21 protein-coding genes are annotated in these 23,661 nt (G+C 61.2%); 4 read left to right on the forward strand and 17 right to left on the reverse strand.

Annotated features, from left to right (window positions below; genetic code table 11):
* Positions 1–21: 21 nt before the first annotated feature.
* The 3 genes from J2857_RS19495 to J2857_RS19505 form a co-directional block, all read right to left on the reverse strand.
* Positions 22–1,083, reverse strand: coding sequence for an ABC transporter ATP-binding protein (locus J2857_RS19495; RefSeq protein WP_210011771.1), 1,062 nt, complete (start codon positions 1,081–1,083; stop codon positions 22–24).
* Entirely contained in the window at positions 1,080–3,311 is a 2,232-nt protein-coding gene (locus J2857_RS19500; RefSeq protein ID WP_210011772.1) for an ABC transporter permease, read from the reverse strand. The genes J2857_RS19495 and J2857_RS19500 overlap by 4 nt, the downstream gene beginning before the upstream one ends.
* 81 nt (positions 3,312–3,392) lie before the next feature.
* The gene (locus tag J2857_RS19505) at positions 3,393–4,421 is read right to left on the reverse strand and encodes an ABC transporter substrate-binding protein (RefSeq protein ID WP_210011773.1); all 1,029 of its coding nucleotides are present in this window, start codon (positions 4,419–4,421) and stop codon (positions 3,393–3,395) included.
* 191 nt (positions 4,422–4,612) lie between these two features.
* On the opposite strand from J2857_RS19505, the gene J2857_RS19510 reads away from it, so the two are divergent.
* Entirely contained in the window at positions 4,613–5,614 is a 1,002-nt protein-coding gene (locus J2857_RS19510; protein ID WP_210011774.1) for a LacI family DNA-binding transcriptional regulator, read from the forward strand.
* Positions 5,615–5,653: 39 nt separating this feature from the next.
* Here the strand turns inward: J2857_RS19510 and J2857_RS19515 are convergent, their stop codons facing one another.
* The 7 genes from J2857_RS19515 to J2857_RS19545 form a co-directional block, all read right to left on the reverse strand.
* Complete coding sequence (locus tag J2857_RS19515; RefSeq protein ID WP_210012426.1) at positions 5,654–7,513, reverse strand: DUF2264 domain-containing protein; 1,860 nt, start codon at positions 7,511–7,513, stop codon at positions 5,654–5,656.
* Between the two features lie 64 nt (positions 7,514–7,577).
* Positions 7,578–8,858, reverse strand: a complete 1,281-nt coding sequence (locus J2857_RS19520) for an ABC transporter substrate-binding protein (RefSeq protein WP_210011775.1) — start codon at positions 8,856–8,858, stop codon at positions 7,578–7,580.
* Between the two features lie 30 nt (positions 8,859–8,888).
* Positions 8,889–9,620, reverse strand: coding sequence for a DUF624 domain-containing protein (locus tag J2857_RS19525; RefSeq protein ID WP_210011776.1), 732 nt, complete (start codon positions 9,618–9,620; stop codon positions 8,889–8,891).
* Between the two features lie 20 nt (positions 9,621–9,640).
* On the reverse strand, positions 9,641–10,750 hold the full coding sequence (locus J2857_RS19530) for an ABC transporter ATP-binding protein (RefSeq protein WP_210011777.1): 1,110 nt from the start codon (positions 10,748–10,750) through the stop codon (positions 9,641–9,643).
* Between the two features lie 9 nt (positions 10,751–10,759).
* Positions 10,760–11,932, reverse strand: coding sequence for a glycoside hydrolase family 88 protein (locus J2857_RS19535; protein WP_210011778.1), 1,173 nt, complete (start codon positions 11,930–11,932; stop codon positions 10,760–10,762).
* A gap of 4 nt (positions 11,933–11,936) precedes the next feature.
* Positions 11,937–12,773, reverse strand: a complete 837-nt coding sequence (locus J2857_RS19540) for a carbohydrate ABC transporter permease (protein WP_210011779.1) — start codon at positions 12,771–12,773, stop codon at positions 11,937–11,939.
* Positions 12,774–12,776: 3 nt separating this feature from the next.
* On the reverse strand, positions 12,777–13,727 hold the full coding sequence (locus tag J2857_RS19545; protein WP_210011780.1) for a carbohydrate ABC transporter permease: 951 nt from the start codon (positions 13,725–13,727) through the stop codon (positions 12,777–12,779).
* Between the two features lie 220 nt (positions 13,728–13,947).
* Here J2857_RS19545 and J2857_RS19550 point away from each other — a divergent pair, with 220 nt between their 5' ends.
* A complete protein-coding gene (locus tag J2857_RS19550; protein ID WP_210011781.1) occupies positions 13,948–15,729 on the forward strand; it encodes a heparinase II/III domain-containing protein in 1,782 nt (593 codons plus the stop codon).
* Positions 15,730–15,740: 11 nt separating this feature from the next.
* Positions 15,741–16,529, forward strand: a complete 789-nt coding sequence (locus J2857_RS19555) for a discoidin domain-containing protein (RefSeq protein ID WP_210011782.1) — start codon at positions 15,741–15,743, stop codon at positions 16,527–16,529.
* A 43-nt stretch (positions 16,530–16,572) separates the two neighbouring features.
* On the opposite strand, the gene J2857_RS19560 is transcribed toward J2857_RS19555, so the two are convergent.
* The gene (locus tag J2857_RS19560) at positions 16,573–17,310 is read right to left on the reverse strand and encodes a FadR/GntR family transcriptional regulator (RefSeq protein ID WP_210011783.1); all 738 of its coding nucleotides are present in this window, start codon (positions 17,308–17,310) and stop codon (positions 16,573–16,575) included.
* Positions 17,311–17,601: 291 nt separating this feature from the next.
* On the opposite strand from J2857_RS19560, the gene J2857_RS19565 reads away from it, so the two are divergent.
* The gene (locus J2857_RS19565) at positions 17,602–19,266 is read left to right on the forward strand and encodes an acyltransferase (RefSeq protein WP_210011784.1); all 1,665 of its coding nucleotides are present in this window, start codon (positions 17,602–17,604) and stop codon (positions 19,264–19,266) included.
* 23 nt (positions 19,267–19,289) lie between these two features.
* Here the strand turns inward: J2857_RS19565 and J2857_RS31420 are convergent, their stop codons facing one another.
* The 6 genes from J2857_RS31420 to J2857_RS19585 form a co-directional block, all read right to left on the reverse strand.
* On the reverse strand, positions 19,290–19,475 hold the full coding sequence (locus J2857_RS31420) for a hypothetical protein (RefSeq protein WP_345928707.1): 186 nt from the start codon (positions 19,473–19,475) through the stop codon (positions 19,290–19,292).
* A gap of 220 nt (positions 19,476–19,695) precedes the next feature.
* Complete coding sequence (locus tag J2857_RS31500) at positions 19,696–20,004, reverse strand: GCG_CRPN prefix-to-repeats domain-containing protein (RefSeq protein WP_432420168.1); 309 nt, start codon at positions 20,002–20,004, stop codon at positions 19,696–19,698.
* 215 nt (positions 20,005–20,219) lie between these two features.
* Positions 20,220–20,615, reverse strand: a complete 396-nt coding sequence (locus J2857_RS19570) for a hypothetical protein (protein WP_210011785.1) — start codon at positions 20,613–20,615, stop codon at positions 20,220–20,222.
* Between the two features lie 132 nt (positions 20,616–20,747).
* Positions 20,748–21,509 carry an ABC transporter ATP-binding protein gene (locus tag J2857_RS19575; protein ID WP_210011786.1) on the reverse strand — a complete coding sequence of 254 codons (762 nt, stop codon included), beginning with the start codon at positions 21,507–21,509 and terminating at the stop codon, positions 20,748–20,750.
* Positions 21,506–22,546, reverse strand: a complete 1,041-nt coding sequence (locus tag J2857_RS19580) for a FecCD family ABC transporter permease (RefSeq protein ID WP_210011787.1) — start codon at positions 22,544–22,546, stop codon at positions 21,506–21,508. Before J2857_RS19580 ends, J2857_RS19575 begins: the two co-directional genes overlap by 4 nt.
* Positions 22,543–23,565 carry an ABC transporter substrate-binding protein gene (locus J2857_RS19585; protein ID WP_210011788.1) on the reverse strand — a complete coding sequence of 341 codons (1,023 nt, stop codon included), beginning with the start codon at positions 23,563–23,565 and terminating at the stop codon, positions 22,543–22,545. The genes J2857_RS19580 and J2857_RS19585 overlap by 4 nt, the downstream gene beginning before the upstream one ends.
* Positions 23,566–23,661 lie beyond the last annotated feature (96 nt).

The following is a 23,661-nucleotide window of genomic DNA, read 5'->3' on the forward strand; positions in this document are numbered from 1 at the left end:
GTGTCCCTGTCTGCGGATCTTTCATTCCGCGATGATGGCGATGCCGCGGCTCTTGAGGCCGATGGCGACCTGTGTGCCGGGAGGAAGAGGGCGGTCGACCGACGGGTCGACGATGAACAACGTCCCGCCGCTCGTTTCCGCCTCGTATTCGATATGGTCGCCGAGATAGGCCGTATGCCTGATCCGCCCGAAAAAGGCGGCGCTTTCGGCCGGTTCGACCGTGATGGCATTCGGCCTTACCGCGAGCTTGCCGCGGCCGGGCCTCGCACCGCGCGCCGGCACGACATGCCTCAGGCCTTCGATGCCGACGGTCGCCTGTGTGCCCGAGATATCGATGATCTCGCAGGGCACGACATTCGCCTCGCCGATGAAGTCGGCGATGAAGGACGAGGCCGGTGCTTCGTAGAGGTCGCGCGGGCTGCCCTCCTGGGCGATCTCGCCGTCCTTCATCACGATGATCTTGTCGGAGACCGCAAGCGCCTCGTCCTGGTCGTGGGTGACGTAGACGGCGGTGAACTGCAGGCGTTGCTGAAGCTCGCGGATTTCGGTGCGGACGCGGCGGCGCAGCCGCGCATCGAGGTTCGACAGCGGCTCGTCGAGCAGCAGGACCTGGGGTTCGAGGACCAGCGCGCGGGCGACGGCAACGCGCTGCTGCTGGCCGCCGGAAAGTTCAGCGGGAAGGCGGCGTCCCATGCCTGCAAGGCCGACGAGTTCGAGCCCGTGTTCGGCCTTTTGGCGCGCCTCTCTCCTGCTCAGCCCGGACGACTCCAGCCCGTAGGCGACGTTGTCGAGTGAATTCATGTGCGGGAAAAGCGCGTATGACTGGAAGACCATCGAGACGTCCCGCTCGTTGGCCGGCAGCATGGTGACGTCCTTGCCGCCGATGAGGATGCGGCCGGAGCTCGGGTGTTCGAGGCCGGCGAGCATGCGCAGCGTCGTGGTCTTGCCGCAGCCGGAGGGGCCGAGCAATGTCACCAGCGTGCCGGGCTCGACAGTCAGCGACAGGTCGTGAATGGCCGTGAAGGCGCCGAAAGTCTTGCGGACGTTCTGGAAGACGACGGAGCCGGCCTGGGTGAGGCTCATGCGATTTTCTCCTGCTGCAGGGAGGTCGGAACGCGGGGGCGCGAGGCCGAAATGCGGTTTTCCCGCCGCAGCCGCCGTTCACCGACGATCAGTTGGAAGCCGGCGATGACGGCGATCATCACCACGATCAGCATCGAGGAATAGGCGATCGCCACGCCGTATTCGCCGTTTTCGACCAGGCCGACGATATAGGAGGTCGCCATGTTGTACTGGGCGCTGACCAGGAAGACGACGGCGCTGATCGAGGTGATGGCGCGGACGAAGGAATAGACCAGCGCTGCAGTGATCGCCGGCCTCAGGAGCGGCAGGATGACCTTGCGGATCGTGCGGAAGCTGGTTGCTCCGAGCGTCATCGAGGCTTCGTCGAGGCTCTTGTCGAGCTGGCTCATGGCGGCGATGCCGCCGCGTACGCCGACCGGCATGTTGCGGAAGACGAAGCAGGCGACGAGGATCAGGGCCGTGCCGGTCATTTCGAGCGGCGGCAGATTGAAGGCCATGATGTAGCTGATGCCGATGACCGTGCCGGGAATGGCGAAACTCATCATCAGGGCGAACTCGAAGAGCTCGCGGCCGGCGAATTTCTGCCGCACTATCACATAGGCCGTGGCCAGTCCGACGGCGGCGGTCAGCGGCGCCGAGATCAGCGCGATCTCCATCGTCGTCCAGAAGGAATTCCAGGCAACCCCCGTCCAGACCAGCGAACCATCGCGGACGGTGACGGAGAAAGCCTTGGCGTAATGGGCAAGCGTCAGCGTGTTGTCGAGGCCCCAGGTCTTCACGAAGCCGCCGAAGATGATCATGCCGTAGACGACGAGCGTGAAGATCATCCAGGGGATGACGAGCATATGTACGGCAATCGAAAGCGGGCGGGGCAGCGCGATATGGGAGCCGCTGTCGCCCTTGCCGGTGACGGTCGCGAAATTCCTGCCCGAAAGCCAGAGCCGCTGGGCGAGGAAGGCAGACAAGGTGAAGCAGAGCAGGATCATCGCAAGCACCGCGGCGCGGGCCGGATCGTTCTGCGAGCCGACGACGGCGAAGAAGATTTCCGTCGAAAGCACGCCATGACTGCCGCCGAGCACCAGCGGGTTGCCGAAATCCGCCATGCTTTCGATAAACCCGATCAGGAAGGCGTTGGCGAGGCCGGGCTTCATCAGCGGCAGGGAAACGCGCCAGAAGGTGCGCCAACGATTTGCGCGCAATGTCTGGGAGGCCTCCTCCATCGAGGGGCTCACGCCTTCGACGACGCCGATCAGCACGAGGAAGGAAATCGGCGTGAAGGAAAGGACCTGGGCGATCCAGATGCCGGTGAGGCCATAGAGCCAGCGGCTCGGCTCGATGCCGAAGACCGACGAAAGGCCCTGGGTGACGACACCGGCGCGGCCGAACAGAAGCGTGAGCGCAAGGCCGATGACGAAGGGCGGTGTGATGATCGGCAGCACGGTCAGCAGCCGCAGGCCCTTCTTGAAGGGAAAATGCGTGCGGGTCGCGACCAGTGCGAAGGCGAGACCGAGCAGCGTCGAGCCCGCAGCCGTCATGATCGCCAGGAAAAGCGTGCGCCAGGCGATCCCGCAGCGGCTGCCGCCGGCAAGACAATCGAGGCTCCAGATCGAGGAATCGGCGATGTTGCGGCTGAAGCCGTCGAAATTCACCGAACCGTCGAAGTCCTGGAAGGCACCGATGAACATGCTGCCGATCGGATAAAAGACGAAGACCGTGACGAGGAAGATCAGCACCGAGATGGTCGAGACGACAAACGCGTCGCCGCGCATCACCCCCCTTTCGGCAAGGCCGAAGGAAAATAGCAGGACGAAGACCACGGACATCAGGACGGCGCCGGCACCCATCGACGGCTGGCCACCGGCGAGCTCACCGAAGAGCGTCTGGGTGATCGCCCAGCTCCAGCCGGTATTGCCGATCGCGAGCCCCTGGAGGGCGAGAAAGACGATGCCGAAGCCGCCCGCCCAGGCGAGAAGCGCGCCGCGCCGCATCGGGTCGGTCACGAACCGCGCCGCGGCTGCGCCCAGAAGTGCCAGCAAGGCGGCCAACAGCCAAAGCCGGCCGTGCACGAAGATCTGCAGCATCCCGGGAGCAGCCGAGGCCGCTCCCGGGAAGTCCCCCAGCCAGGAGAATGACAGAAAACCCTTCTCGATCCGGTACCACGGCACAACGACCATGGCCGCGGCGCCGAAGGCAAGGACAAGGTCCAGTCTGCGATTGCGATTGTCCATGGCCGGCCGCGACCTCATCGAGAGCATGGAAAGTCCGGTCGCGCTACAGGCCAAGCCGCAGCGCGACGATGGCGATCGGGATCAGTTGGCGCTCGCGCCGATTTCCTTGTCCCAGCGCTCGAGCAGTTTTTTGCGGGTGTTCGGGTCGCCGTATTTGGTGAAGTCGTAGTCGATCAGCTTGATGTCCGCGAACTTCGGCGCTTCCTTCGGCACTTCTGCCTTGGCGTTTGACGGAAGCTGGAAGGACTTCGCCTCCTTCATGTGCGACTGCACGTCGGCCTTCAGCGCCCAGTCATACCACTTCTTGGCGTTCTCCAGGTTGCGGGCGCCCTTGACGATCGACATCGAGCCGATTTCGTAGCCGGTGCCTTCGCAGGGTGCGATCGACTTGACCGGGAAACCCTCGACCGTCTGGGCGACCGCATCATGCATGAAGACGATGCCGATCGCCGTCTCGCCGCGGGCGGCGGCCTTGACCGGCGCCGAACCGGACTTGGTATATTGCGAAATGTTGGCGTTGAGCTTCTTCAGATAGTCATAGGCCTTGTCTTCGCCCATGATCTGCACCAGCGTCGCCAGCGCCGTGTAGGCGGTACCGGACGAATTCGGGTTGGCCATCTGGATCTCGCCTTTGAACGAGGCGTCGAGAAGGTCGGCCCAACACTTGGGCTCCTTGTAGTTCTTCTGCTTGAAGAGTTCGGTATTGTAACCCCAGCCGAGCGCGCCGGCATAGACGCCGACCGTGCGGAAGCCGGAGCTTTCGGCCTGCTTCTTCGCCCAGTCGTTGAGCTCTCCGAGAAGCGGCGACTTGTATTCCTGCGTCAGTCCCTCGGATGCCGCCTGCAGATGAGGATCGCCGGTCCCCGCCCACCAGATATCCGTTTTCGGATTGCGCGCTTCGGCGCGGATCTTGGCATAGGTTTCACCGGACGACAGACGAACCATGTTCACCTGGATGCCGGTATCCTTCTGGAACATCTGCTGCATCATCTCGCAGATGACCACGTCGGCAGAGCAGATCAGATTGAGTTCTTCCGCGGCACGAGATGCCGAGACATTCATAGTCAAGCCAGCCGCAAGAGCGGCAGCGGCCGTGAGAGCCAGACGCATGATTATCCTCCAAGATTGTGGTGACGCCTCCACATCACCCGCCTTTGCAAGCGTGTGCAATGGTTCCACGTAGTTGCGGATCTTGTCAATAACAAATCGCTAAAGAATTTGGGCTGAAGCCGTTTTTCTTGTCATCGGCTTGTTGCACTCGCTTGCAAAAATGGGCATTGATTGAGGCAAGGGAGAGGGCGATGAGCCGCAAGATTTTTGTCAGCGCCAAGGACGTCGCTGACCGGGCCGGTGTGTCCAGGTCGGCTGTTTCGCGCACGTTCACGCCGGGTGCAAGCGTTTCGGAAGAGACGAGGCGACGGGTGACCGAGGCTGCCGAGGCGCTGGGTTATCACGTCAACCACCTCGCCCGTGGGCTTATGCGCAATGAAAGCGGCATCGTCTGCCTGATCGTTTCCGAGCTCGACACGCCTTACCGCGCCAGCCTCATTCGAGCCCTTACCGGCCAGCTCCAGAGCGCCTCGAAGATCGCCATGCTGATCAATACCGATCGCTCCGACGACAGCGTCGACCAGGCGCTCCGGCAAGCGATCAGCTACCGGGCCGACGCCTCGATCATTCTGTCCGGCATGCCGGACAGGTCGATCACCGATCTCTGCCTGAAGAGCGGGCAAAGGCTTGTGCTGATCAACCGCGACGAGGATCGGGACGGCGCCCTGATGATCAACCTCAATGATCGCGATGCAGCCCGCCGTAGCTTCATCGCCTTGCTGCGCGCCGGCTGTCGCAACTTCGCCTTCGCCAATTCGGAAGCGATGACGCCGAGCCTGATGGCTCGCGAGGAGGGTTTTCGCGCGGCCGGTCGCGAACACGGCTTGGAGGTGACCGTCGAGCGTTTCGGCTCCACCACCTATCAGAGCGGCGCGGTGCTGGCGCAGCGGCTGCTCACCCGCGAGAAGCGGCCGGACGCGATCTTCTGCGTCAACGACCTGCTTGCCTGTGGGCTGATGGATGCCGCGCGGCATCAGTTCAACCTTGCCATTCCGTCCGAACTCTGCGTCGTCGGGTTCGACGACATAGAGCAGGCGTCCTGGTCCTCCTACAATCTCACCACCTTTGCCCAACCCGTCGACCGGATTGCGGCCGAAGCCGTCGCCTGGCTCGATCAGGTGACACCGGGGGAGGCGAACTCCCGCAGACTCGAAGCCGAACTCGTCTGGCGCGGATCGGTGAGGGGCGGATGACGCGGTGAAGGAGTACGGGATAGGCCACCGTGGCCTACCTCACTTGATGCCCGAGAGGTCGAAGGCGGGGACCACGTCTCCTTCCGTGCGGAACAGCCGTTCCAGTTCCGCCACATCCGGGCATGCGGGGACGGACTCCAGAAATGCCGGGTCTATCCCGGTTTTGGGGAGCGCGATGACCGCTGTCGCGAGCAGCGTCGTCCCGGCCTCGATCGGTCCACGAAGCTGGGGAAGCAGCGTCTTTGCGTGAATGAGGTTGGTATTGGCGATCGGGCTCATGGCATGGCCTTCTCGCCCGAAGGCAGGCGAGAGGTCGACGATGGCGCTTGTGTCGGTTTGGCCGCGCCAAACGGCGAAACCTCTGCCTTGCTCCGCAATATCGGTATTAAAATCCGCCTGCTCGACGGCGAAGCCGCCTTCCGTCGTTTGAAGAGCGCGGGGCGTGACAATGCGGTGGATGCGGATATGCCAGGGGTTGGCCGGCACCAGCCATGTCTCTACCGTGACATCGCTCCAGGGCTTCCAGCGGGAGTAGAGCCTGTCACCGGCGATCAGCGCCTGCTCGAGCGTCTCGCGCATGCGAAAATGCGTGCCGTCGTCGGAGAGACCCAGCATGCCGTCAAAACTTGCGGCCGCGAAATGCCGGTCGTTGGCCTCGATGTTGAAGGCGTAGCGGGTGGAATAGACGAACTTCGAATATTTTTCGTTGGCACCGCGCATCCTGTCGTGCTGCTGACCGGAGGCGAGAACCACGACATTGCCGGGCGTGTGCATGGCGACCATGCCGGGTTCCTTGAGTGGAACAGGGTCGGCAAAGGATGGCGCGGGCGCTTCTTGCGCCATCCAAAAGGCGTGGTCGGCGGGCAGGGCCAGGGGCAAAAAGAATTTCATCGCCCAATAGGGCGAGCAGGGCGAGTTGTAGCTCTCGCTCATCAAGAGATTGGGATAACCGTAGCCGATCGACAGCACCCCGTCGCGGTCGGCGATCGGAAGTTTCGACCACCAGCGGATATGGCGCATGTAATAGCCTTTGATCTCGGCCCACGGCAGGGCCTCGACGCCCGCAAACGCCAAGGCGCCCCAAAAGCCGCCGGCCGCAAACCGATATGTCTGGCTGCGCCCGAAGGCGAGGGCAGCGCCATCCGGGCCGAACCAGTGACGGATATCCTGCGCAAACACCCGGGCACGTTCGCGATAGGCATCGCCGCGCGCGGTATCGACCTTTGCCAGAACCGAATAGATCAGCGCATAAAAATGCATCGCAAACGGGATATAATGGTCGACGCGCTTCACCGGCCCGTCGCGATACCAACCTTCGCCAAGCCGAAAGGCCTCCGTCTCGTCGAGATACTTCTCCGTCATGGATCGGTCGAAGCTTATGCCGACGCGTGCGAGGCCGAGATCGATGAGAACCCGGAAGAATTTCCAGTTGTTGTCGATGAATTCCTTGTCGCGGGCGGACAGGAGGTAGGCCGCGACGGTTTTCTTCTCTCCTTCGCTCAGCGGCTCCCAGATATGTTCGGGCACCGTGGCAAGCGCAAAACCGACCGCGGCCAGTTCCACCTGACGCTGGTCGCGATCGGAAATGTCGCCCCAATATTCCGGATGGGACGGATCGGTGCCGCTTGCGAGGCCGCGGCGGTAGAGATCCCAATGGGGGAAATCATGGCCTCCGGCTGCGAGCGGTACGATACCCCAGAGCGGTCGGGCGAAACCTTCGAGGTCGGCCGCGGCACGGTCGAAATGCGCGCCTGTCGCGCTCAGGCGGACCCGCGCGCCGCCTGGCGAAAAATAGGGAAGAAGCGGTTTGAACAGATCCAGGACCGCCTGGCCAAGATCGTCTCGGGACAGAAGAGGGTTCCCGTATAGGGGATTAGCTCGAACTGGGTCGTAGATCACTGGCAAACCATTTTCATTGAAAAAAAGAGACCCGCGGAGGTACTCGCTTCCGCGGGTCGGGCTGTTACTTGATGGCCTTCACGCCTTCGGTCATTTCCTTCAGGCCGTCGTCGATTGAGATGTTGTCGGTCATGATCGAGTCATGCGCACGGTTAAGAACAACTTCGATCTTCGCGGCATTTGGATTGACGGCCATTTCCAGGAAGGACTTGCCGGCTTGGAGTGCGTCCTTGCTCGTCTGATCCTGCGGGAACCCCGGCAGCGATGCGATCTTGGCGGTGACTTCCGGCGTGCGAACGGTCGGGATCGTGCCGGTGCCGGCAATGATGGCCGCCCCTTCCGGGCCGGTGACGAACTTGATGAAGTCGAGCACCTCGGCCTTGTGAGTGGAGTTGGTGTTGACGGCGAGACCGGAAATCTGCGCTGCGGTTGTGCCTGCTGCAACGCCATCCGGATGCGGGAACTTCACGATTCCCCAGTTCTTGCTCTTGGATTCGCCGGAGGCAACCTTGGCGATCTGGGTGCCGACGAACCAGGTACCCATCGGCAGCATGCCGATCGTGCCGTTGAAGAACAGCGCCGAATAGTGAGTGTTGGAGGTTTTCAGCGACCCATAGGACGGAACGACGCCGGCCTTCTGCAGGGCAAGGGCGCGCTCATACCACGGCTTCAGGAAGGCGTAGTCCGGACCCGCCAGTGTCTGTTTGCCGTTGAGAATGCCCGGAAGCTGGACCGTGGAGCGCCACGTGTGGAAGAGCGCGCCATAGGTCTTGTTCGCGCCCATGCCGCCGGCGAGCTTGGTGGCGATCTGGTCGAACTGCGTCCAGGTCAGGTCGTTGGTCGGGTAGGCAACACCGGCCTTGTCGAAAATGTCCTTGTTGTAGTAGACGACCCAGAAATCCGAACGGAACGGCAGGGCATAGACCTTGCCGTCGATCTTGAGTTCGTCGACGAGGCCGCCGAAGGACGCGGGATCGATTTTCTGTTCCGTCATGAAGCCGGTGAGGTCCGAGATCGAACCGGCACGGACGAGGTTCGCGTAGTTCGGAACGTCCTTGACGGTGACGATGTCGATATCCTTGGAGCCGCCCGCGAGCTGCGTGGCGATCATCTGCTGGTAGTCCTGTGAACCGAGGTCGACGGATTCGAACTTAACGTTCGGATGTTTGGCCTGGTATGCCGCTATCAGTGGCTTGTAGTACGCGACCTTGTCCCAATCCCACAACGCCCATTTAAGCGTCACGGCGTCCCCCGACTGTGCGTAGGCCGATCCTGCGATAGAACCCGCCAAGGCAAGACCCGCCATCGCGAACTTTGCCGATCTCCCGAGTTTTTCCAAATACATTCCGTTCTCCTTCCCTGAAGTGTCTCTGGATTAGATATGCGTAGCGTCACCAGCCTGCGGTTCGCGATGCGCCTGTATTGCCATTGGCAGGGCTAGAACCATGACCGCTGCCCGATGGACGCCGAATGCGACGGCGAACATTCCGAGTGAAAAGTTGAGGGTGGCCGGCATGAACACGGACACCGGATAAAAGACGATATGCGCGAGCCAGAGCGCAGCCACGAATGCAAGCGCGCCGAGCGCCGGCAGTGGACGGACGACCGATGCAATGGCTGCCAGCCTGAGCAGCGTTGGCGCCGAAAGATCACGCATCACCATCAGCACGACGAGGTGGCAGGCCACCACGACGATGAAGACGGTCGCGACCAGTGCGATCGTCAGCGGCAGGGCCAGCACGAGATTGTCTTTCGCGGTCGCGGCATAGGTGACGATCGCATAGACGCCGAGGCCGATGGCAAGGGTGAAGGCCAGCCCCCACGCGGTCGCGCGCCAGAAATACCGGAAAAACGCTTCGACAAAGTCGCGCAGGAGATAGGTGTTCCGGTCCTCGACGAAGGCGACCGAAATGCGGGCGGTCGCGGCGATGGCGGCGGGAATGGTGACGACGAATAGTGCGGCCAGAATGAACAGGATGTTCAATTTGACCATCTCCCACCATTCGCGCGCGAACGTGTCGGCGAAAAGGGCGAGACCGGTCTTCTTCGGCGCATTCTTCGGAATGCCCGGCCCTTCCTTCGTCCACATGTCGCGCAGCCATTGCATGGCCGTCTCCTCCCGCGCGCCTAATAAAGGATCGAGCGCTCCGTTTGCTTGTCGAACAACTGCATATTGGTGGTGTCGACGACCAGCTTGACCTCCTCGCCGATCGCGCCCTTGAAGCGGGGCGACACGCGCGCGATGAGGCTGCGCCCGCCGGCGACGATATTGAGGTGGATTTCCGAGCCCATGGGTTCGGCGAGTTCCATGAGGGCGCTGAAGGGCGCCAGATTTTCCGCTGCAATATCGGCCGGCGGCAATTCGTGAAAATTCTCGGGCCGGATGCCGATGACCAGTTCGCGGCCTTCGTAGGGTGCGATGCGGTTTTTGTCGAAATGCGCCGGCAATGGCAGTTCCCGCCCGTCGAACGAGGCAAAATATCTCTCGCCTCGCCGCTCGATCACGGATGGCATCATGTTCATCTGCGGCGCGCCGATAAAGCCCGCGACGAACATGTTGACGGGGCGATCGTAGAGGTTCTGCGGCGTATCGACCTGCTGGATATGCCCGTCCTTCATCACCACGATGCGGTCCGCCATTGTCATCGCCTCGATCTGGTCGTGGGTGACGTAGATGAAGGTGGCATCGAGACGCTTGTGCAGCTTGGTGATCTCGGCGCGCATGGTGCCGCGAAGCTTGGCGTCGAGATTGGAGAGTGGTTCGTCGAGCAGGAAGACCGCCGGATTGCGGACCATGGCACGTCCGAGCGCGACGCGCTGGCGCTGGCCGCCGGACAGAGCCTTCGGCTTGCGGTTGAGAAGGTGGGTGATGTCGAGGATCTTCGCAGCGTCCTGAACCTGGCTGTCGATGAAATCCCGGGACACTTTCCGAAGCTGCAGGCCGAAAGCCATGTTCTTGTAGACGGTCATATGCGGGTAAAGCGCATAGTTCTGGAAGACCATGGCGATGTCGCGGTCCTTGGACGGCACGTCGTTCATCATGTTGCCGCCGATCTGAAGCTCGCCGCCGGAAATCTCTTCCAGCCCGGCGATCATCCTGAGCGTCGTCGATTTGCCGCAACCCGAAGGCCCGACGAGGATGATGAATTCCTTGTCGGCGATCTCCAGATCGATGTCATGGACGACAGTCAGCGCGCCGTAGGACTTGTTCAGTTTTTTCAGTGAAATGCTGGCCATCGGATTCTCTCACCAATAGGAAGACCAGGCGCGCGACAGGCGCGTCAGGGCTTCCATGTAATAATAGTCGCCCCACGAGACGCACTCGTCGACGCCTTCGCCGCGGCAGGTGTTGTAGGGCGATTTCTTGGAATAGGTCCCATGCAGGACGAGGCCGTTGGAGATCGCCGGGTCCTTTACCGCGTAATGCTCGACGAGGCTTTTCATCATGCGGCGCGCAAGCTCACGGTAACGCGCGGCCACGTCTGCTTCGACCAGCTCGGCCATTTCGAGCAGCCCGCAGGCGACGATTGCGGCTGCCGAGCTGTCGCGGGGCTCGCCATCTCCGTCCGAGAATACCAGATCCCAATAGGGCACCAGGTCGGCTGGCAGCTTCTTTAGATAGAAGTCGAGAAGCCGGTCGAAGGTGTTGCGATATTCGTCGATCGGCTCGTAGCGATAGGAAAGCGCCATGCCGGCGATGCCCCACGCCTGCCCGCGCGCCCAGAAACTGTCGTCCTTGTAGCCCTGCTTCGTTGCACCACGAACAGGTGCACCGGTAACCGGGTCCATGTAGAACGTATGGTAGGTGGAATCGTCCAGCCTGACCGAGTTTGCCAGCGTCGTGCGGGCATGGATGAGCGCGATGTCGCGATATTTTGGATCGCCAGTCTCGCGGCTTGCCCAATAAAGCAGCGGCAGGTTCAGCAGGCAGTCGATGATGTAACGATATTCCTCCGCGACACCCTTGCGGCCCCAGGCCTGGATGAACTGGCCGATCGGCTGGAAGCGCTCGACAAGCTGGTCCGCGGCCAGAATGGCGGCCTTGCGCCCGTCCTCATCGCCGACCAGCTTCCATGCCGCGATGCACGATGGCGAATAGAGAAAGCCCATGTCGTGGTGGTCGGTCTCGATGCGGTTCTCGATCCGGTGCAGGAAACTCTGCACCTGGATCTGCGCCGCATGCTGAAAAACCTTGTCGCCTGTGTGCTCGAACGCCAGCCAGATTTCTCCCGGCCAGAAGCCTGCGGTCCATTGGGTATTCTCGACGGCGGGATAAAAATTGCCGACGCTGGAATGGTTCTGGGACGCATAGGTGAAGGCCGGCAGATTGTGCCGGATCTGGGCGACGGCGAGATCGAGCGCTGCCTTGACCTCGACATCCGTGATCGGTTGGGGAGCGATCTGCACAACGGCATTCATGACGTTAACCCTTGAGGCCCGATGAGGCGACGCCTTCGACGAAGAAGCGCTGCAGCGACAGGAAGACGATCAGGACGGGAATGAGGGCGACGACCGATGCCGCCATGATCAGCCCGTATTCGGCGGAATATTGCGAGATGAACATACGCAGGCCGATCTGGATCGTCTTCAGCTCCGTCTTGGTCAGATAGATCATCGGGCCGAGGAAGTCGTTCCAGGTGGTGACGAAGGTGAAGATGGTCAGCGTCGAGAGCGCGGGCTTGGACAGCGGCAGCATGATGCGCGCCCAGATCTGATATTCGTTCATGCCGTCGATGCGTGCCGCCTCGCAAAGCTCCGTCGGGATCGACATGTAGAACTGCCGCATGAGGAACACGCCGAAGGCGGTGAACGCCTGCAGGCAGATCAGCGCCAGATGCGTATTGTTCAGACCGAATTCGCGCATCAGCAGGAACTGAGGCACCATATAGACCTGCCAGGGCATGGCGATCGTCGCGATATAACCGAGGAAAAGCGTGTTCTTGTAGGGAAAATCGAGCTTGGCAAAGGCATAGGCGGCGAAGCTCGACGTCAGCAGCTGGAGCAGAGTGACGATGATCGTCAGCTTCGATGTGTTGTAGATGAAGAGGCCGAGCGGGATCTTCGTCCAGATGTCCACGTAGTTCTGCCACTGCGGTTGCGATGGAATCCACTCGATCGGAAAGACGAAGACGTCGCGGCTGAGCTTCAACGAGGCAGAAAGCATCCAAGCGAAAGGCATCAGCATCACGGCGGTGATGACGATGACCGTCGCATAGATTGCGACCCTCTTGGCAGTGATCTTGTGTCCGGCAATCTTCACGGATCAATCCTCCCTCTGTCGGCGGAACTGGACGACCGTGACTGCCAGCACGAGAAAGAAGAGAACGAGCGCAATCATGCTGGAATAACCGAGGTCCCAGGAAATGAAGGCTTCGTTGTAGATGTGATAAACGAGGACAAGCGTCGAGGTGCCGGGGCCGCCCTGGGTGATCATGTAGATCTGATCGAAGACCTTGAACGACTGGATCGTCAGCATGACGGTCACGAAAAAGGTCGTGGGGGCGAGCTGCGGCACGGTGACATAGATGAACTTCTGCCACGAATTGGCACCGTCGAGATCGGCCGCTTCGTAAAGCTCGGAATTGATGCCCTGCAGCCCGGCGAGATAGACGACCATGTAATAACCCATGCTCTTCCAGATGCCGAAGAGGATGACCGTCACCATCGCCCAATGCCGGTCGGCCGCCCAGCCCGGCATGTCCTTGGGGTCGAGGCCGAGCGTGTAGAGGATCATGTTCACCGGCCCCATTTCGGGGTTGAAGATCATGTTCCAGACCACGGCGACAGCCACCAGCGACGCGACGTACGGAAAGAACATTGCCGTTCGGAAGAAGTCGCGCCCGAAAATCTTCTGGTTCAGCAGGATCGCCAGGCCGAGCGCGCAGGCAAGCGTCGCGGGCACCGACACGACCGTATAGATGATCGTGTTCCAGAATGCGGCAATGAAGACCTTGTCTTCGAACAGCCGCCAGAAATTGTCGAGACCGGCGAAGGTGATCGCATTGGAGCCGTCCCAATGCATGAACGCCAGCACGAAGGCGAACAGGATCGGTCCGAGCGTAAAGACGGCAAAACCGAGGAAATTCGGGGCGATGAAGGAGTAGGCGACCAGCGCGCTCTGTATCTTGCGCCGGCGGCGCGACAACACCTTGCTCGGCCGCCGGGACGCGGCCGGCGCATCACCCGCGGCAATGGTCGAATTCGATATGGACACTTTATCCCTCCTCGAACCAGGATGCTCCGATCGATGCCCAAGGGCTATCCACGGCCCGCCATTGTGTCACGAGCGTGCCGCCTCCCTACCGAGGGGATAGCACATCTCTCACATTGGTCAAACAAGTTTATGGATAAATCATATGAATTCTGTAGTCATCTCAAAATACGTATGATAGGTGGCGAATGAGGTCGTTTATCGGTCGCATGGAGGAAGGCTGATGTTCAGCGAGATCGCCGGGTCTTTGCCGCCGGTTTTGGGGGACTTCATGCCCGGCGCGCCGATCGGCGATCGGGCCGCCTGGGATGCCGTATCGGATGATATGCGTTCCGCAGTCATCCGGGATGCGGAGGCGGCGCTTGGCCGGCCGTGGTCGCTCATCAAGGCTTCCGACTACCGGGAATATTCGCTGAACGGGAACCGCTCCCGCTTTGAGGCGCTGTATTTTTCGCGGCGGCGGATGTTGAACGATATGGTTCTTGCCGAGCTGCTCGAGGGCAGGGGGCGTTTCATCGATGCAATCGTCGACGGTGTCTTCCTGATCTGTGAGGAAAGCGGCTGGCAGCTTCCGGCTCACAACGCCTACGAGCGGGGCGGACAGCGGTTTGCCTTGCCCGATACGGAGCAGCCGGTCATCGATCTGTTTGCGGCGGAGACGGGTGCCCTGCTGGCGACCGTGGCCGCTCTGATGAAAGATCGGCTCGACGAGGTCAGTCCGCAGGTCGTCGCCCGGATCGAGCGGGAGGTCCGGCTGCGCATCGTGTCGCCCTATCTCGACCGGCATTTCTGGTGGATGGGAAACGGCACTGAGCGAATGAACAACTGGACGGCGTGGATAACGCAGAACGTCCTGCTTTCGACCTTTGTCCTGAAGACGGAACAGGACCTGCGGCGGCGGATCGTCGGGAAGGCCCTTTCCAGCCTGGATGCCTTCATCAAGGATTACGCGGAGGACGGGGCCTGCGAGGAGGGAGTGGTTTATTATCGCCATGCGGCGCTCTGCATGGCCGGGGCGATGGCCATTCTCGACACGGTTGCTCCAGCTTCGATGACGCCGCTCTGGAAGGCTCCAAAAATCCGCGGCATGGCGGAATATATCGTCAACATGCATGTCGCCGGCCATCACTATTTCAACTTTGCCGATTCCGCCGCCGTCGTGGAACCCTGCACCGTGCGCGAGTATCTCTTCGGTAAGGCCGTTGGGTCGAACGTATTGGCGGCATTCGCCGCGCGCGACCGGCTGTCGTCTGGGCACAGGCACCTGCCAGAGGAATGGAACCTCTGGTACCGCGTGCAGGAGCTGCTGGTAACGCCGGCAGTCGGCACCGAACCGAAGCCGCCGGATGATATGTTTTATCCCGGGATCGGCCTATTCGTTGCCCGCGACGACCGCTTCGCGCTCGCCGTCAAGGGCGGCAATAACGGGGAAAGCCACAACCACAACGACGTCGGCAGCCTGACGGTCTACAAGGACGGCAAGCCGTTCCTGGTCGACGTCGGAGTCGAAACCTACACCGCCAAGACCTTCTCCTCCGAGCGCTACGACATCTGGACCATGCAGTCGGGTTTCCACAACCTGCCGACTTTCGGAGAGGTGAACCAAGCCGACGGCGCGGAATTCGCGGCGCGTAATGTCCATACCGAGTTCACCGAAGACCAGGCGCAAATATCTCTGGACATCGCAACCGCCTATCCGGTCGAGGCGCGCGTGCGGTCCTATCGGCGAACCGTCACGCTCCGGCGCGGGCGGGAGATCGAGGTCGTCGACATCCATGAGGGTGACCTGCCGGCCGTGCTTTCGCTGATGACCTGCGTCGAGCCGATTATCCACCATGCGCTTTATTTCGAAGGCCTCGGCCGCATCGATCTCGAAGGAGCCGGCGAGGTCGAGATTGACGCAATCGACATCGACGATGCCCGCCTGCGCATCTCCTGGTCCTCGAGAATTTATCGACTGCGCATCCCCTTTGCCGGAACGCGCCTGCAACTGCGGATCGTCTGAGGAGGACGAGCATGGAATTGACACTGAAAGTCGTGGATGTGGCGGGCGAGGTTCGCGCCGAGGCAACGGCTATGGACGAGGCCTATCTCGTCTATCGCAACGTCTACAAGGAGGGCGATCAGGTCGTCGTCGAAGCATCTGAGCCGGGATATCTGATGCTCGCCCTCGACGACGCGATGGCTCCCGCCATCGTCTATATGAAGGGCGGGACCTATGCGCTCGGGGTACCCTTCGGTTCCAAGCGCATTCCCTATTCACCGCGGGCCTTCGAGGGCGGAATCCACAGGTTATGCGTGCGCAAGGCGCGGGCGGAGGAAATCGCCGCGCGCCGGAACCTCGCCCTCAATCCGTGGGATGACCATGCCAACGCCTCCGTCTTTCCGCATGCCAAGGCGAATGTGGAGACGCGTGGAGAGGCGGTTTTCGCGGCGCGCAACGCCATCGACGGTGAAAAGGCCAATGACGATCATGGCTTCTGGCCCTATACAAGCTGGGGGATCAATCGCGACCCCGAGGCGACGCTGACCCTCGATTTCGGTCGGCCGGTGAAAATCGACGAAATCGTCCTCTACCTGCGAGCCGATTTTCCGCACGACGCATGGTGGGAAGAGGCGAGCGTCACCTTTTCCAACGCCGAAACCGTGTGTTTTTCACTGATCAAAACGGGTGCGGCGCAATGCTTTCCGGTGAGGGGACAGACGGTTGAATGGATCAGGCTGCACAGCCTGATCAAGGCCGACGATCCTTCGCCCTTTCCGGCGCTGACGCAGATCGAGGTCTGGGGACGTGAAGCGGATTAGGGCAGAATGTCGGCCCGGACCATGTCGCCGATATGCTGCGGGATCAGCTTGAAAACGCCTTGAAATCCCTCAGCACATCCCGGTAGCGGATCTGGCTGCCTCTCAGGTGGTCGCGCATGGCATTGCGCGCCGCCTCCTCGTTGCGATCCGAGATCGCCACGACGATCGCTTCGTGTTCCTTGTGGATCATGCGGCGGTAGGCGGTCTGTTCACCGGACCGTTCGCCGGGTGTTGCCCTCGATTGCGGAATAGCCGCGGTGCCATGAAATTCCAGATGCTGCCGGAACAGCGGATTGTTGGTGGCGTCGGCGATGGCGAAATGCAGTGCGAGATCCGCCTCGCGGATGGATTCATTCTGTTCGATGCACCGCAGAATTTCACGATGACGCTCGAAGATCGCCTCTTCCTGGGCTGGAGACCGGCGCATGGCAGCCAGACCGGCAGCCTCGATCTCCAGCGGCGCCCGCACCTCGAGCACCTCCAGATCGGACGAGACGCGCGCCCGGTCGATTTTCCGACCCGAAGGGGCCGGAGCATCCTGGCTGAGAACATAAATTCCCGCCCCCTGCCTCACTTCGACAAGCCCATCCGAGCGCAGCGCGGCGACCGCTTCGCGGATTACCGTCCGGCTTACGCCATGCGTTTCCGTCAGTTCCACCTCGCTCGGGAGCTTGTCACCGGGGGAGTATTGGCCGCCGGCAATGGCTGCCCGAAGGCTTTCGCCCACCCGTGACACCAGTGATCCCGGTCCCTTGTTCCGATCCTTGGTCTGGGTCGTCACGCTCAATCCCCACTGCAACGATGCGACGCATCTGCGCCGTATTCATCACACGTGTATGACAAATTCCGGTCCATATCAATCCAAGAGTAAATTCCATTTGTCTTTGGCAGCATCAAACGGGCCAAACGACCTCCGAAACTAAAGCTGGACGCTTAAATTTGTCTGCTGTATCTCATCGATTGGCCGAATACTGAAAATTGGTATGATGACATAGGCGTGCCATTTGAAGATATCCGTCTGCCGGGAGCATATGGGCATAAGCCTGCTTCGAGGCGTTGGAGGAGGTGCAGGATGAGTGAGGGAATGCGGATCGATCCAGAGCCGGAATCCGAGATGGATCGAGAAGCCAGGCTGCAATTCCTCACCTGGGAGCGCAAACCTGCGGATATTGAAAGCGATCTCCAAAAGAAATTGAAGGAGAAGCTGGCGCAATCTGCAGGTGCGCAAATCGCAGAAACCGCTTACATCGCAAGAGATGCCCGCATTTTCACATCCTCTCTGATCGTCGGCGATCGTTCCTGGATTGCGGGGCATGCTCTCGTGCGGGGAGATGTGGAAATCGGCTCCGGTTGTTCGGTCAACCCTTACGCCTGTATTTCCGGAAAGGTCCGGTGCGGAAACGGTGTGCGCATTGCGTCGCTCGTTTCGATCGTCGGTTTCAACCACGGTTTCGACGATCCCAATATGCCCATCAACGATCAGCCTCACGAGACGCTCGGCATTACGATTGGCGATGATGTGTGGATCGGCGCCAATGCAGTCATTCTTGACGGCGTGACGATCGGCAGCGGTGCGGTTATCGCAGCCGGGGCCGTTGTCACCAAAGACATTCCCGATCTGGCGATCGCGGCAGGGGTGCCGGCCAAAGTCGTGCGCCGCCGCGGCGAAACGGCAGCCGCTGGAAAGTCGCGCCGGGGCGAGGTCGAGCAGGCGTTGCTGCGGGTCAGCAAGATGGCCGAAACCGAATGGCGGGATGTGCTGGAACGGCATCTGACGCCGAACGGCTATCTATCGGCGGACGCCGATGGCACAGCACACATGAGCGTCAGGCACGAATGCGATGCGATCGAGATCGCCGCCGGTTTTGGAGAACAGCCTTCGGGGAACGAGGCTAAGGCAATCGTCGATCGTTTGCAGGCGCTGCAGGATCCTTCCACCGGCTTTTTCCCCGATCCGTTTCGTTCACCCGACCCCGCGAAGAATATCCGTGACGATTCCCCGGCTCTTTATAACATCCTTGCGGTCGGTTATGCGCTGGAGATACTCGGCGCGCAGCCCGCCAACCCCATTTCCGACGTCGAGATGGACGCCGTTGCACTTTGCGATTGGCTGGAGGCCCTGCCCTGGAGCACACGTGCATGGTGGTGCGGCGACCGGGTGGACGCCATCGCCACGGCGTTTTATCTCAACGCCCGGTATTTCAAGAGCGGCAGGGGCAGGGAAATCCTCTTTGGCTGGCTGACGACCCATGTCGATCGTTCGACCGGACTGTGGGGAAAGCCGACCGCGGAACAGGGGCTCCTGCAACCGGTTAACGGCTTTTATCGCCTCACCCGCGGAGCGCATGCCCAGTTCGGCATCCCAGTCCCATTCCCTGAGGCCGCTATCAATTCCGTGATGTCGCATTATCGAAACAACGGCGGTTTTTCCGGCCCGACCTATACGGCCTGCAATCTGCTCGACACGATCCATCCGCTTTGGCTGTGCCTCAAGCAGACGGACTTCATGCGTGGCCAGGCGGAAGCGGTAGCTGAGGACATCATTCTGGGTTCGCCGGACCGGTGGCAGGAAAAAAGGGGCTTCGCCTTCGCCGATGGTCAGGCTGGAAGCCTGCAGGGCACGGAAATGTGGCTTTCGACCCTGCATCTTGCCGCAGACCTTTTGGGCATTGCGGAAGTCTTCGCCTTCATTCCAAAAGGAGTGCACCGGACGCGACCGGCGGGAATGGGGCTGTAGTATTGTAAAGCCTGGGGTGCCGCCTAGCGGAAGCGCGGCGGTCGTGGCGGCGAGTTCGACTGAATCTCGTGCACCGGCGCCTGCTTCCCCAGCAGCCTTAGCATCTTCCTCTCGTCCTCCAACCGCATTCCATTTTTACGGCAGTGTTCGGCGACGTCGTGGTCGCGTGGCCCAGGAATTCTGACCTGCCGGTTAGTATCCTTTTTCATAAGATCTCCTCCTTCTAACGATAGAACGCTCCCCAGCTGGCAAATGTTCGTTAGAAGTGGCTAAAATTCAACCCCTGCCGTCAGAATCCGTCGGTCGCGTGGGAGGTGATATTGTCCGCATCAGGCGCCACCGGGCTCAGCCAGGCGTGCGACCCGCCCCTTTTGGCAACCCCCGCCATCGAGAAAAGCCCCTCTGCAGAGCAGAAGGGCTTTTCTCGTATCAACGCCAATCCCGGCGATCGCGCCAGTCGCGATGGCCTCGCCATTCCCAGCGAGGCGGTCCTCGGTAGTCCCATCGATCCCGACGATCCCACCGATGGCTGTAGCGGGGCGGCGGCGGTCCCCAGCGGTTGGGGCGGCAGTCGCCCCACCGGTTCAGGTGATAGCCGCGGCCGCAAGCCCAATCGACCTTTTCGGCGGTTGGCTTTGCCGGAACGGCAATGTTTCCGATCGGCATGGCGTTTGCCGCGCCTCCAAGTCCAAAAAGACAAGCTGCGACCAAACTGGCCGCCAAGATTATCCTGCGCATCGGTTTCCTCCAGAGTGCACACGCTGGCAGATTGCAGCGCGATCCTTGAACCGTTGCTGAAGTCCGTATTCATCTGCGCTTCAGCTTATGTACGTTCGTTTGAGGGCGGCCTTCGCGCACGTCTGCTCAAGTCCCGGCAGGCTCTCTTCCACGAGAGTTGCGGCGAGGCGGCTTGAAGAAGGACCGGTCTGGTTTCCTTCTGGTCTTAGGCGGCTTCAGCGATAACGTGAGCGATCCCGGCCGTCGTCGCGGGAGTCGGAATCGTCCGAAGACCTCCCTCGCTCCAGCCGGTCCAGCACCTGCAGGAGAAGATCCGCGCAATCCTTTGTCGGTTCGCTGTCGGCGCAACGCAGGTCAATCGTGGTTCGTCCGTTTTCGATGCGGAAGCGCGCACCCCGGGGCGATCGGCGGTCCGCCATGGGAGGCATGCGCCATTCGTCTCCGTCCCTGTCAGCGGCCGGTTCCTGTGAACCAGGCGGTGATGCGTTTGAGGCACGGTCCCGCTCGGCTTGTGGCGGGGCGCCGGGAGGCGCGTTTGGGGTTTCCTGCGCGAGCGTGAGGTTGGTCGACAGCGAAAGAACGGCCGCTGCCGCGATGAAAAGACGTTTCATGTCGTGCCCTCCGGTTCCGGACGGACAACCAACAAATGACCGGGTTTGTTTGTTCCAGCCGGCGTGCGCGCGGCGGCCCTCGGTTCCGTCGACGCGGGCGGCGCGGTCGAGCCCTGCCGTAGGTGGAAGTTGTCAGACGAGGTAGTGGATATGGGGTCGTGAATGGTGCGGCGAAGCTTCTACCCGTGCTTCGACGCAGAATACGTCCCTCAGCAGAGCTTCGGTCACCACCTCTTCCGGTGCTCCGGAAGCAACGATCCTGCCGTCCTGCATGACGAGCAGTTGGTCGCAGAACATCGCTGCATGATTGAGATCGTGAAGCGCGATGATGCTCGTCATCGGCAGGCCGGAAACCAGCCGCATCAGGCCGATCTGATGCTGGATATCCAGATGGTTGGTCGGCTCGTCGAGGATGAGTTCCTTCGGCGACTGCGCCAGCGCCCTTGCGATATGGGTCCGTTGTTTCTCGCCGCCCGAAAGGGACTGCCAACGGTCGTTGCGCTTGTGGGCCATGCCGGCACGAACAAGTGCGGTCTCGACCGCTTCGTCATCAGTGAGCGACCAGCCGGAAAATATCGACCGGTGCGGAAACCGCCCGAGCTTCACCACATCGACGACCCTCAGGTTGGCGTTGGTCGTGGCATGCTGTTCGACGAAGGCGACCCGCTTTGCGATCGAACGCCGCCCGATCGTTTTGAGATCCTTGCCTTCAAGCGTGATGGAGCCTGAATGCGGCATTTTCAAACCCGCGAGCAGACGCAGGAGCGACGTCTTTCCCGAACCGTTCGGTCCGAGCAGGCCAAGTGTCTTGCCAGGCTGTGCCTCGAACGAAACCCCGTCGAGCACGGTCTTCCTGCCAATTTTCCAGGTGAGGTTCTCGGTCTTGATGCTCATGACGCGCGTTGGAACCGGTAGAGGATGATCGAAAAGAAGGGCACGCCTACCAGCGCGGTGACGACGCCGATCGGCAGGACCTGCTGCGGGATAAGGGTACGCGACGCAATGTCCGCCACCACCATGAAAACGGCACCGACGACGGCGCAGGCCGGAAGCAATCGAACATGCAGCGGCCCGACCACAAACCGCGCCACATGCGGCACGACAAGGCCGACGAAGCCGATCGAGCCGACCATGCTGACGATCGTCGCCGTCATCATCGCCGTTAGGGCGAAAAGCACGATGCGTGCGCGCGCGACATTGACACCGAGCGACGCTGCCGCTTCGTCGCCGAAGGCAAAGGCATCCAGCACGCGGGCATAAAGCAAGCATGCCACCAGCGCGATGCCGACGATGATCGAGACCAACATCAATTCCGGCCAGCGCACGCCGCCGAAACTGCCGAGCAACCAGAACATCACGTCGCGCGCCTGCTGGGCGTTGCCCGACGTCATGACGATGTATGAGGTCGAGGCGTTGAAGAGCTGCGACGCGGCGATACCGGCGAGGATGGTGCGATCTGCGCCGCCGCGCGTGCCGTTGGATAGCAGCGCCACGAAGAAGAAGGCCGCGAAGGCGCCGGCAAAAGCCCCGGCCGACAATGAAACAGCGCCTGCGCCAACACCGAGGATGACGATTGCGACGGCTCCTGTAGACGCGCCGGCGGAAATGCCGAGAACGTAAGGTTCAGCAAGCGGGTTGCGCAGCAGCGACTGCATGATTGCCCCCGACAGGGCGAGACCCGCACCGCAAAAGGCCGCGACCAGCGCCCGGCTGAGACGGTAATCCCAGATGACCGTCTCATGGATACGGTTGAGCCCCACCGCAGTCCACCCCAGCCGATTGGTGACCGCAGAAAAGGTCGTCGCGAGCGGGATCGGCAGATCGCCGATCCCGACGCTTATGCCGACGACGAGACCGATGGCTGCAAGCGAAGCCACCAGCACGGTTGCGGAGGCGAAAAGCTGCTGAAGGGAGCGGCGCTTTTCCGTCACTTCAGAAGACCGAGGGCCTTTAACTGTTCGGCCACTTGTTCGGCGCCATAGATCGTCCGTACGGTCGGGTTCATGGCCTGACCGTCCATCACCACCATTGCCTTGTTCTTCACTGCGGTGATCTGGCTGACGGCCGGATCGGTGGTCAGGAACTTGATCTTTGCTTCCGGCTTGTCGAGTTCCCAGCGGTTGCGGTCCAGACTGGCGACGACGATCACATCCGGATTGATCGCGATAATGCTTTCCCAGCCAAGGGTCGGCCATTCGGCTTCGGCGGTGACGCCATTGTGGCCGCCAAGGACGTCGGCGATGAAGCCGGAGGCGCCGTTCTTGCCGCCGAGATAGGCATCCGCCGACGGGCTGGGGCTGGAGAACCAGAAGACGTAGGAAAGGTTCTTGCCGTCTTTCGACACGCCGGCGCGAAGTGCAGCCTCGCGCGCCTTGAAATCGGCGATCAGCGCCTGGCCGCGATCGGCGACATCGAAGATCTGCGACAGTTCGTCGATTTCCTTGTAAAGCAGATCCATGTTCCAGAGCTGCGCGCGGCTGCCGTACTGGTCCTTGACGTCTTTGGTGCTGAGGCAGGTGCTAGGCGAGAGATAGGTCGGAACGCCGACCTTGTCGAAGTCCTCACGCTTGGCGACCTTGCTGTTCGGGCCGACCAGGCTTGGCAAAGCCGCCGCCACGAAATCCGGGTTCTCCGCCAGGATCGATTCGAAGGTGGGGAATTCGACGCTCAGAAGCTTGACCTTGGCATTGGCTTCGGCAAGCTGCGGCAAAACCTTGCTCGGCCAGAAGGCGGTGCCAGCCATCTTGTCCTTGAGGCCGAGCAGCAGCAGGATTTCCGCGCTGTTCTGGCCAAGCCCGATCGCCCGCTCTGGCGCCTTTTGAAAGCTGACCTGTGCGCCACAGTTTTCGATTGTCAGGGGGTATTTCGTCGATGCGAATGCCGAGGAAACAGTGAAGCTGGATGCTGTAGCGATCAGCAGCGCGGTCAATGTGGATTTTAGCGGGAGCATGGCAGGTCCTGGTTTAAGTCTGCCATGGCGAATAGCCGTTCCGGCTCGTTTTAACAAGATAAAGCCAGTCACCTTTAATGTCGCAAGCTGGCATCC

This window comes from Neorhizobium galegae (genome assembly GCF_017877055.1).
In the GTDB taxonomy this organism is placed as follows: domain Bacteria; phylum Pseudomonadota; class Alphaproteobacteria; order Rhizobiales; family Rhizobiaceae; genus Neorhizobium; species Neorhizobium galegae_D.

Excerpts from the sequence above, each read along its gene's own strand:
- J2857_RS19565 (WP_210011784.1), top strand. The coding sequence starts at position 17,602 with ATGAGTGAGGGAATGCGGATCGATCCAGAGCCGGAATCCGAGATGGAT.
- J2857_RS19570 (WP_210011785.1), bottom strand. The coding sequence starts at position 20,615 with ATGAAACGTCTTTTCATCGCGGCAGCGGCCGTTCTTTCGCTGTCGACC.
- J2857_RS19555 (WP_210011782.1), top strand. The coding sequence starts at position 15,741 with ATGGAATTGACACTGAAAGTCGTGGATGTGGCGGGCGAGGTTCGCGCC.
- J2857_RS19520 (WP_210011775.1), bottom strand. The coding sequence starts at position 8,858 with ATGTATTTGGAAAAACTCGGGAGATCGGCAAAGTTCGCGATGGCGGGT.
- J2857_RS19535 (WP_210011778.1), bottom strand. The coding sequence starts at position 11,932 with ATGAATGCCGTTGTGCAGATCGCTCCCCAACCGATCACGGATGTCGAG.
- J2857_RS19525 (WP_210011776.1), bottom strand. The coding sequence starts at position 9,620 with ATGCAATGGCTGCGCGACATGTGGACGAAGGAAGGGCCGGGCATTCCG.
- J2857_RS19495 (WP_210011771.1), bottom strand. The coding sequence starts at position 1,083 with ATGAGCCTCACCCAGGCCGGCTCCGTCGTCTTCCAGAACGTCCGCAAG.
- J2857_RS31500 (WP_432420168.1), bottom strand. The coding sequence starts at position 20,004 with ATGCGCAGGATAATCTTGGCGGCCAGTTTGGTCGCAGCTTGTCTTTTT.
- J2857_RS19575 (WP_210011786.1), bottom strand. The coding sequence starts at position 21,509 with ATGAGCATCAAGACCGAGAACCTCACCTGGAAAATTGGCAGGAAGACC.
- J2857_RS19510 (WP_210011774.1), top strand. The coding sequence starts at position 4,613 with ATGAGCCGCAAGATTTTTGTCAGCGCCAAGGACGTCGCTGACCGGGCC.
- J2857_RS19530 (WP_210011777.1), bottom strand. The coding sequence starts at position 10,750 with ATGGCCAGCATTTCACTGAAAAAACTGAACAAGTCCTACGGCGCGCTG.
- J2857_RS19505 (WP_210011773.1), bottom strand. The coding sequence starts at position 4,421 with ATGCGTCTGGCTCTCACGGCCGCTGCCGCTCTTGCGGCTGGCTTGACT.
- J2857_RS19500 (WP_210011772.1), bottom strand. The coding sequence starts at position 3,311 with ATGGACAATCGCAATCGCAGACTGGACCTTGTCCTTGCCTTCGGCGCC.
- J2857_RS19550 (WP_210011781.1), top strand. The coding sequence starts at position 13,948 with ATGTTCAGCGAGATCGCCGGGTCTTTGCCGCCGGTTTTGGGGGACTTC.
- J2857_RS19585 (WP_210011788.1), bottom strand. The coding sequence starts at position 23,565 with ATGCTCCCGCTAAAATCCACATTGACCGCGCTGCTGATCGCTACAGCA.
- J2857_RS31420 (WP_345928707.1), bottom strand. The coding sequence starts at position 19,475 with ATGAAAAAGGATACTAACCGGCAGGTCAGAATTCCTGGGCCACGCGAC.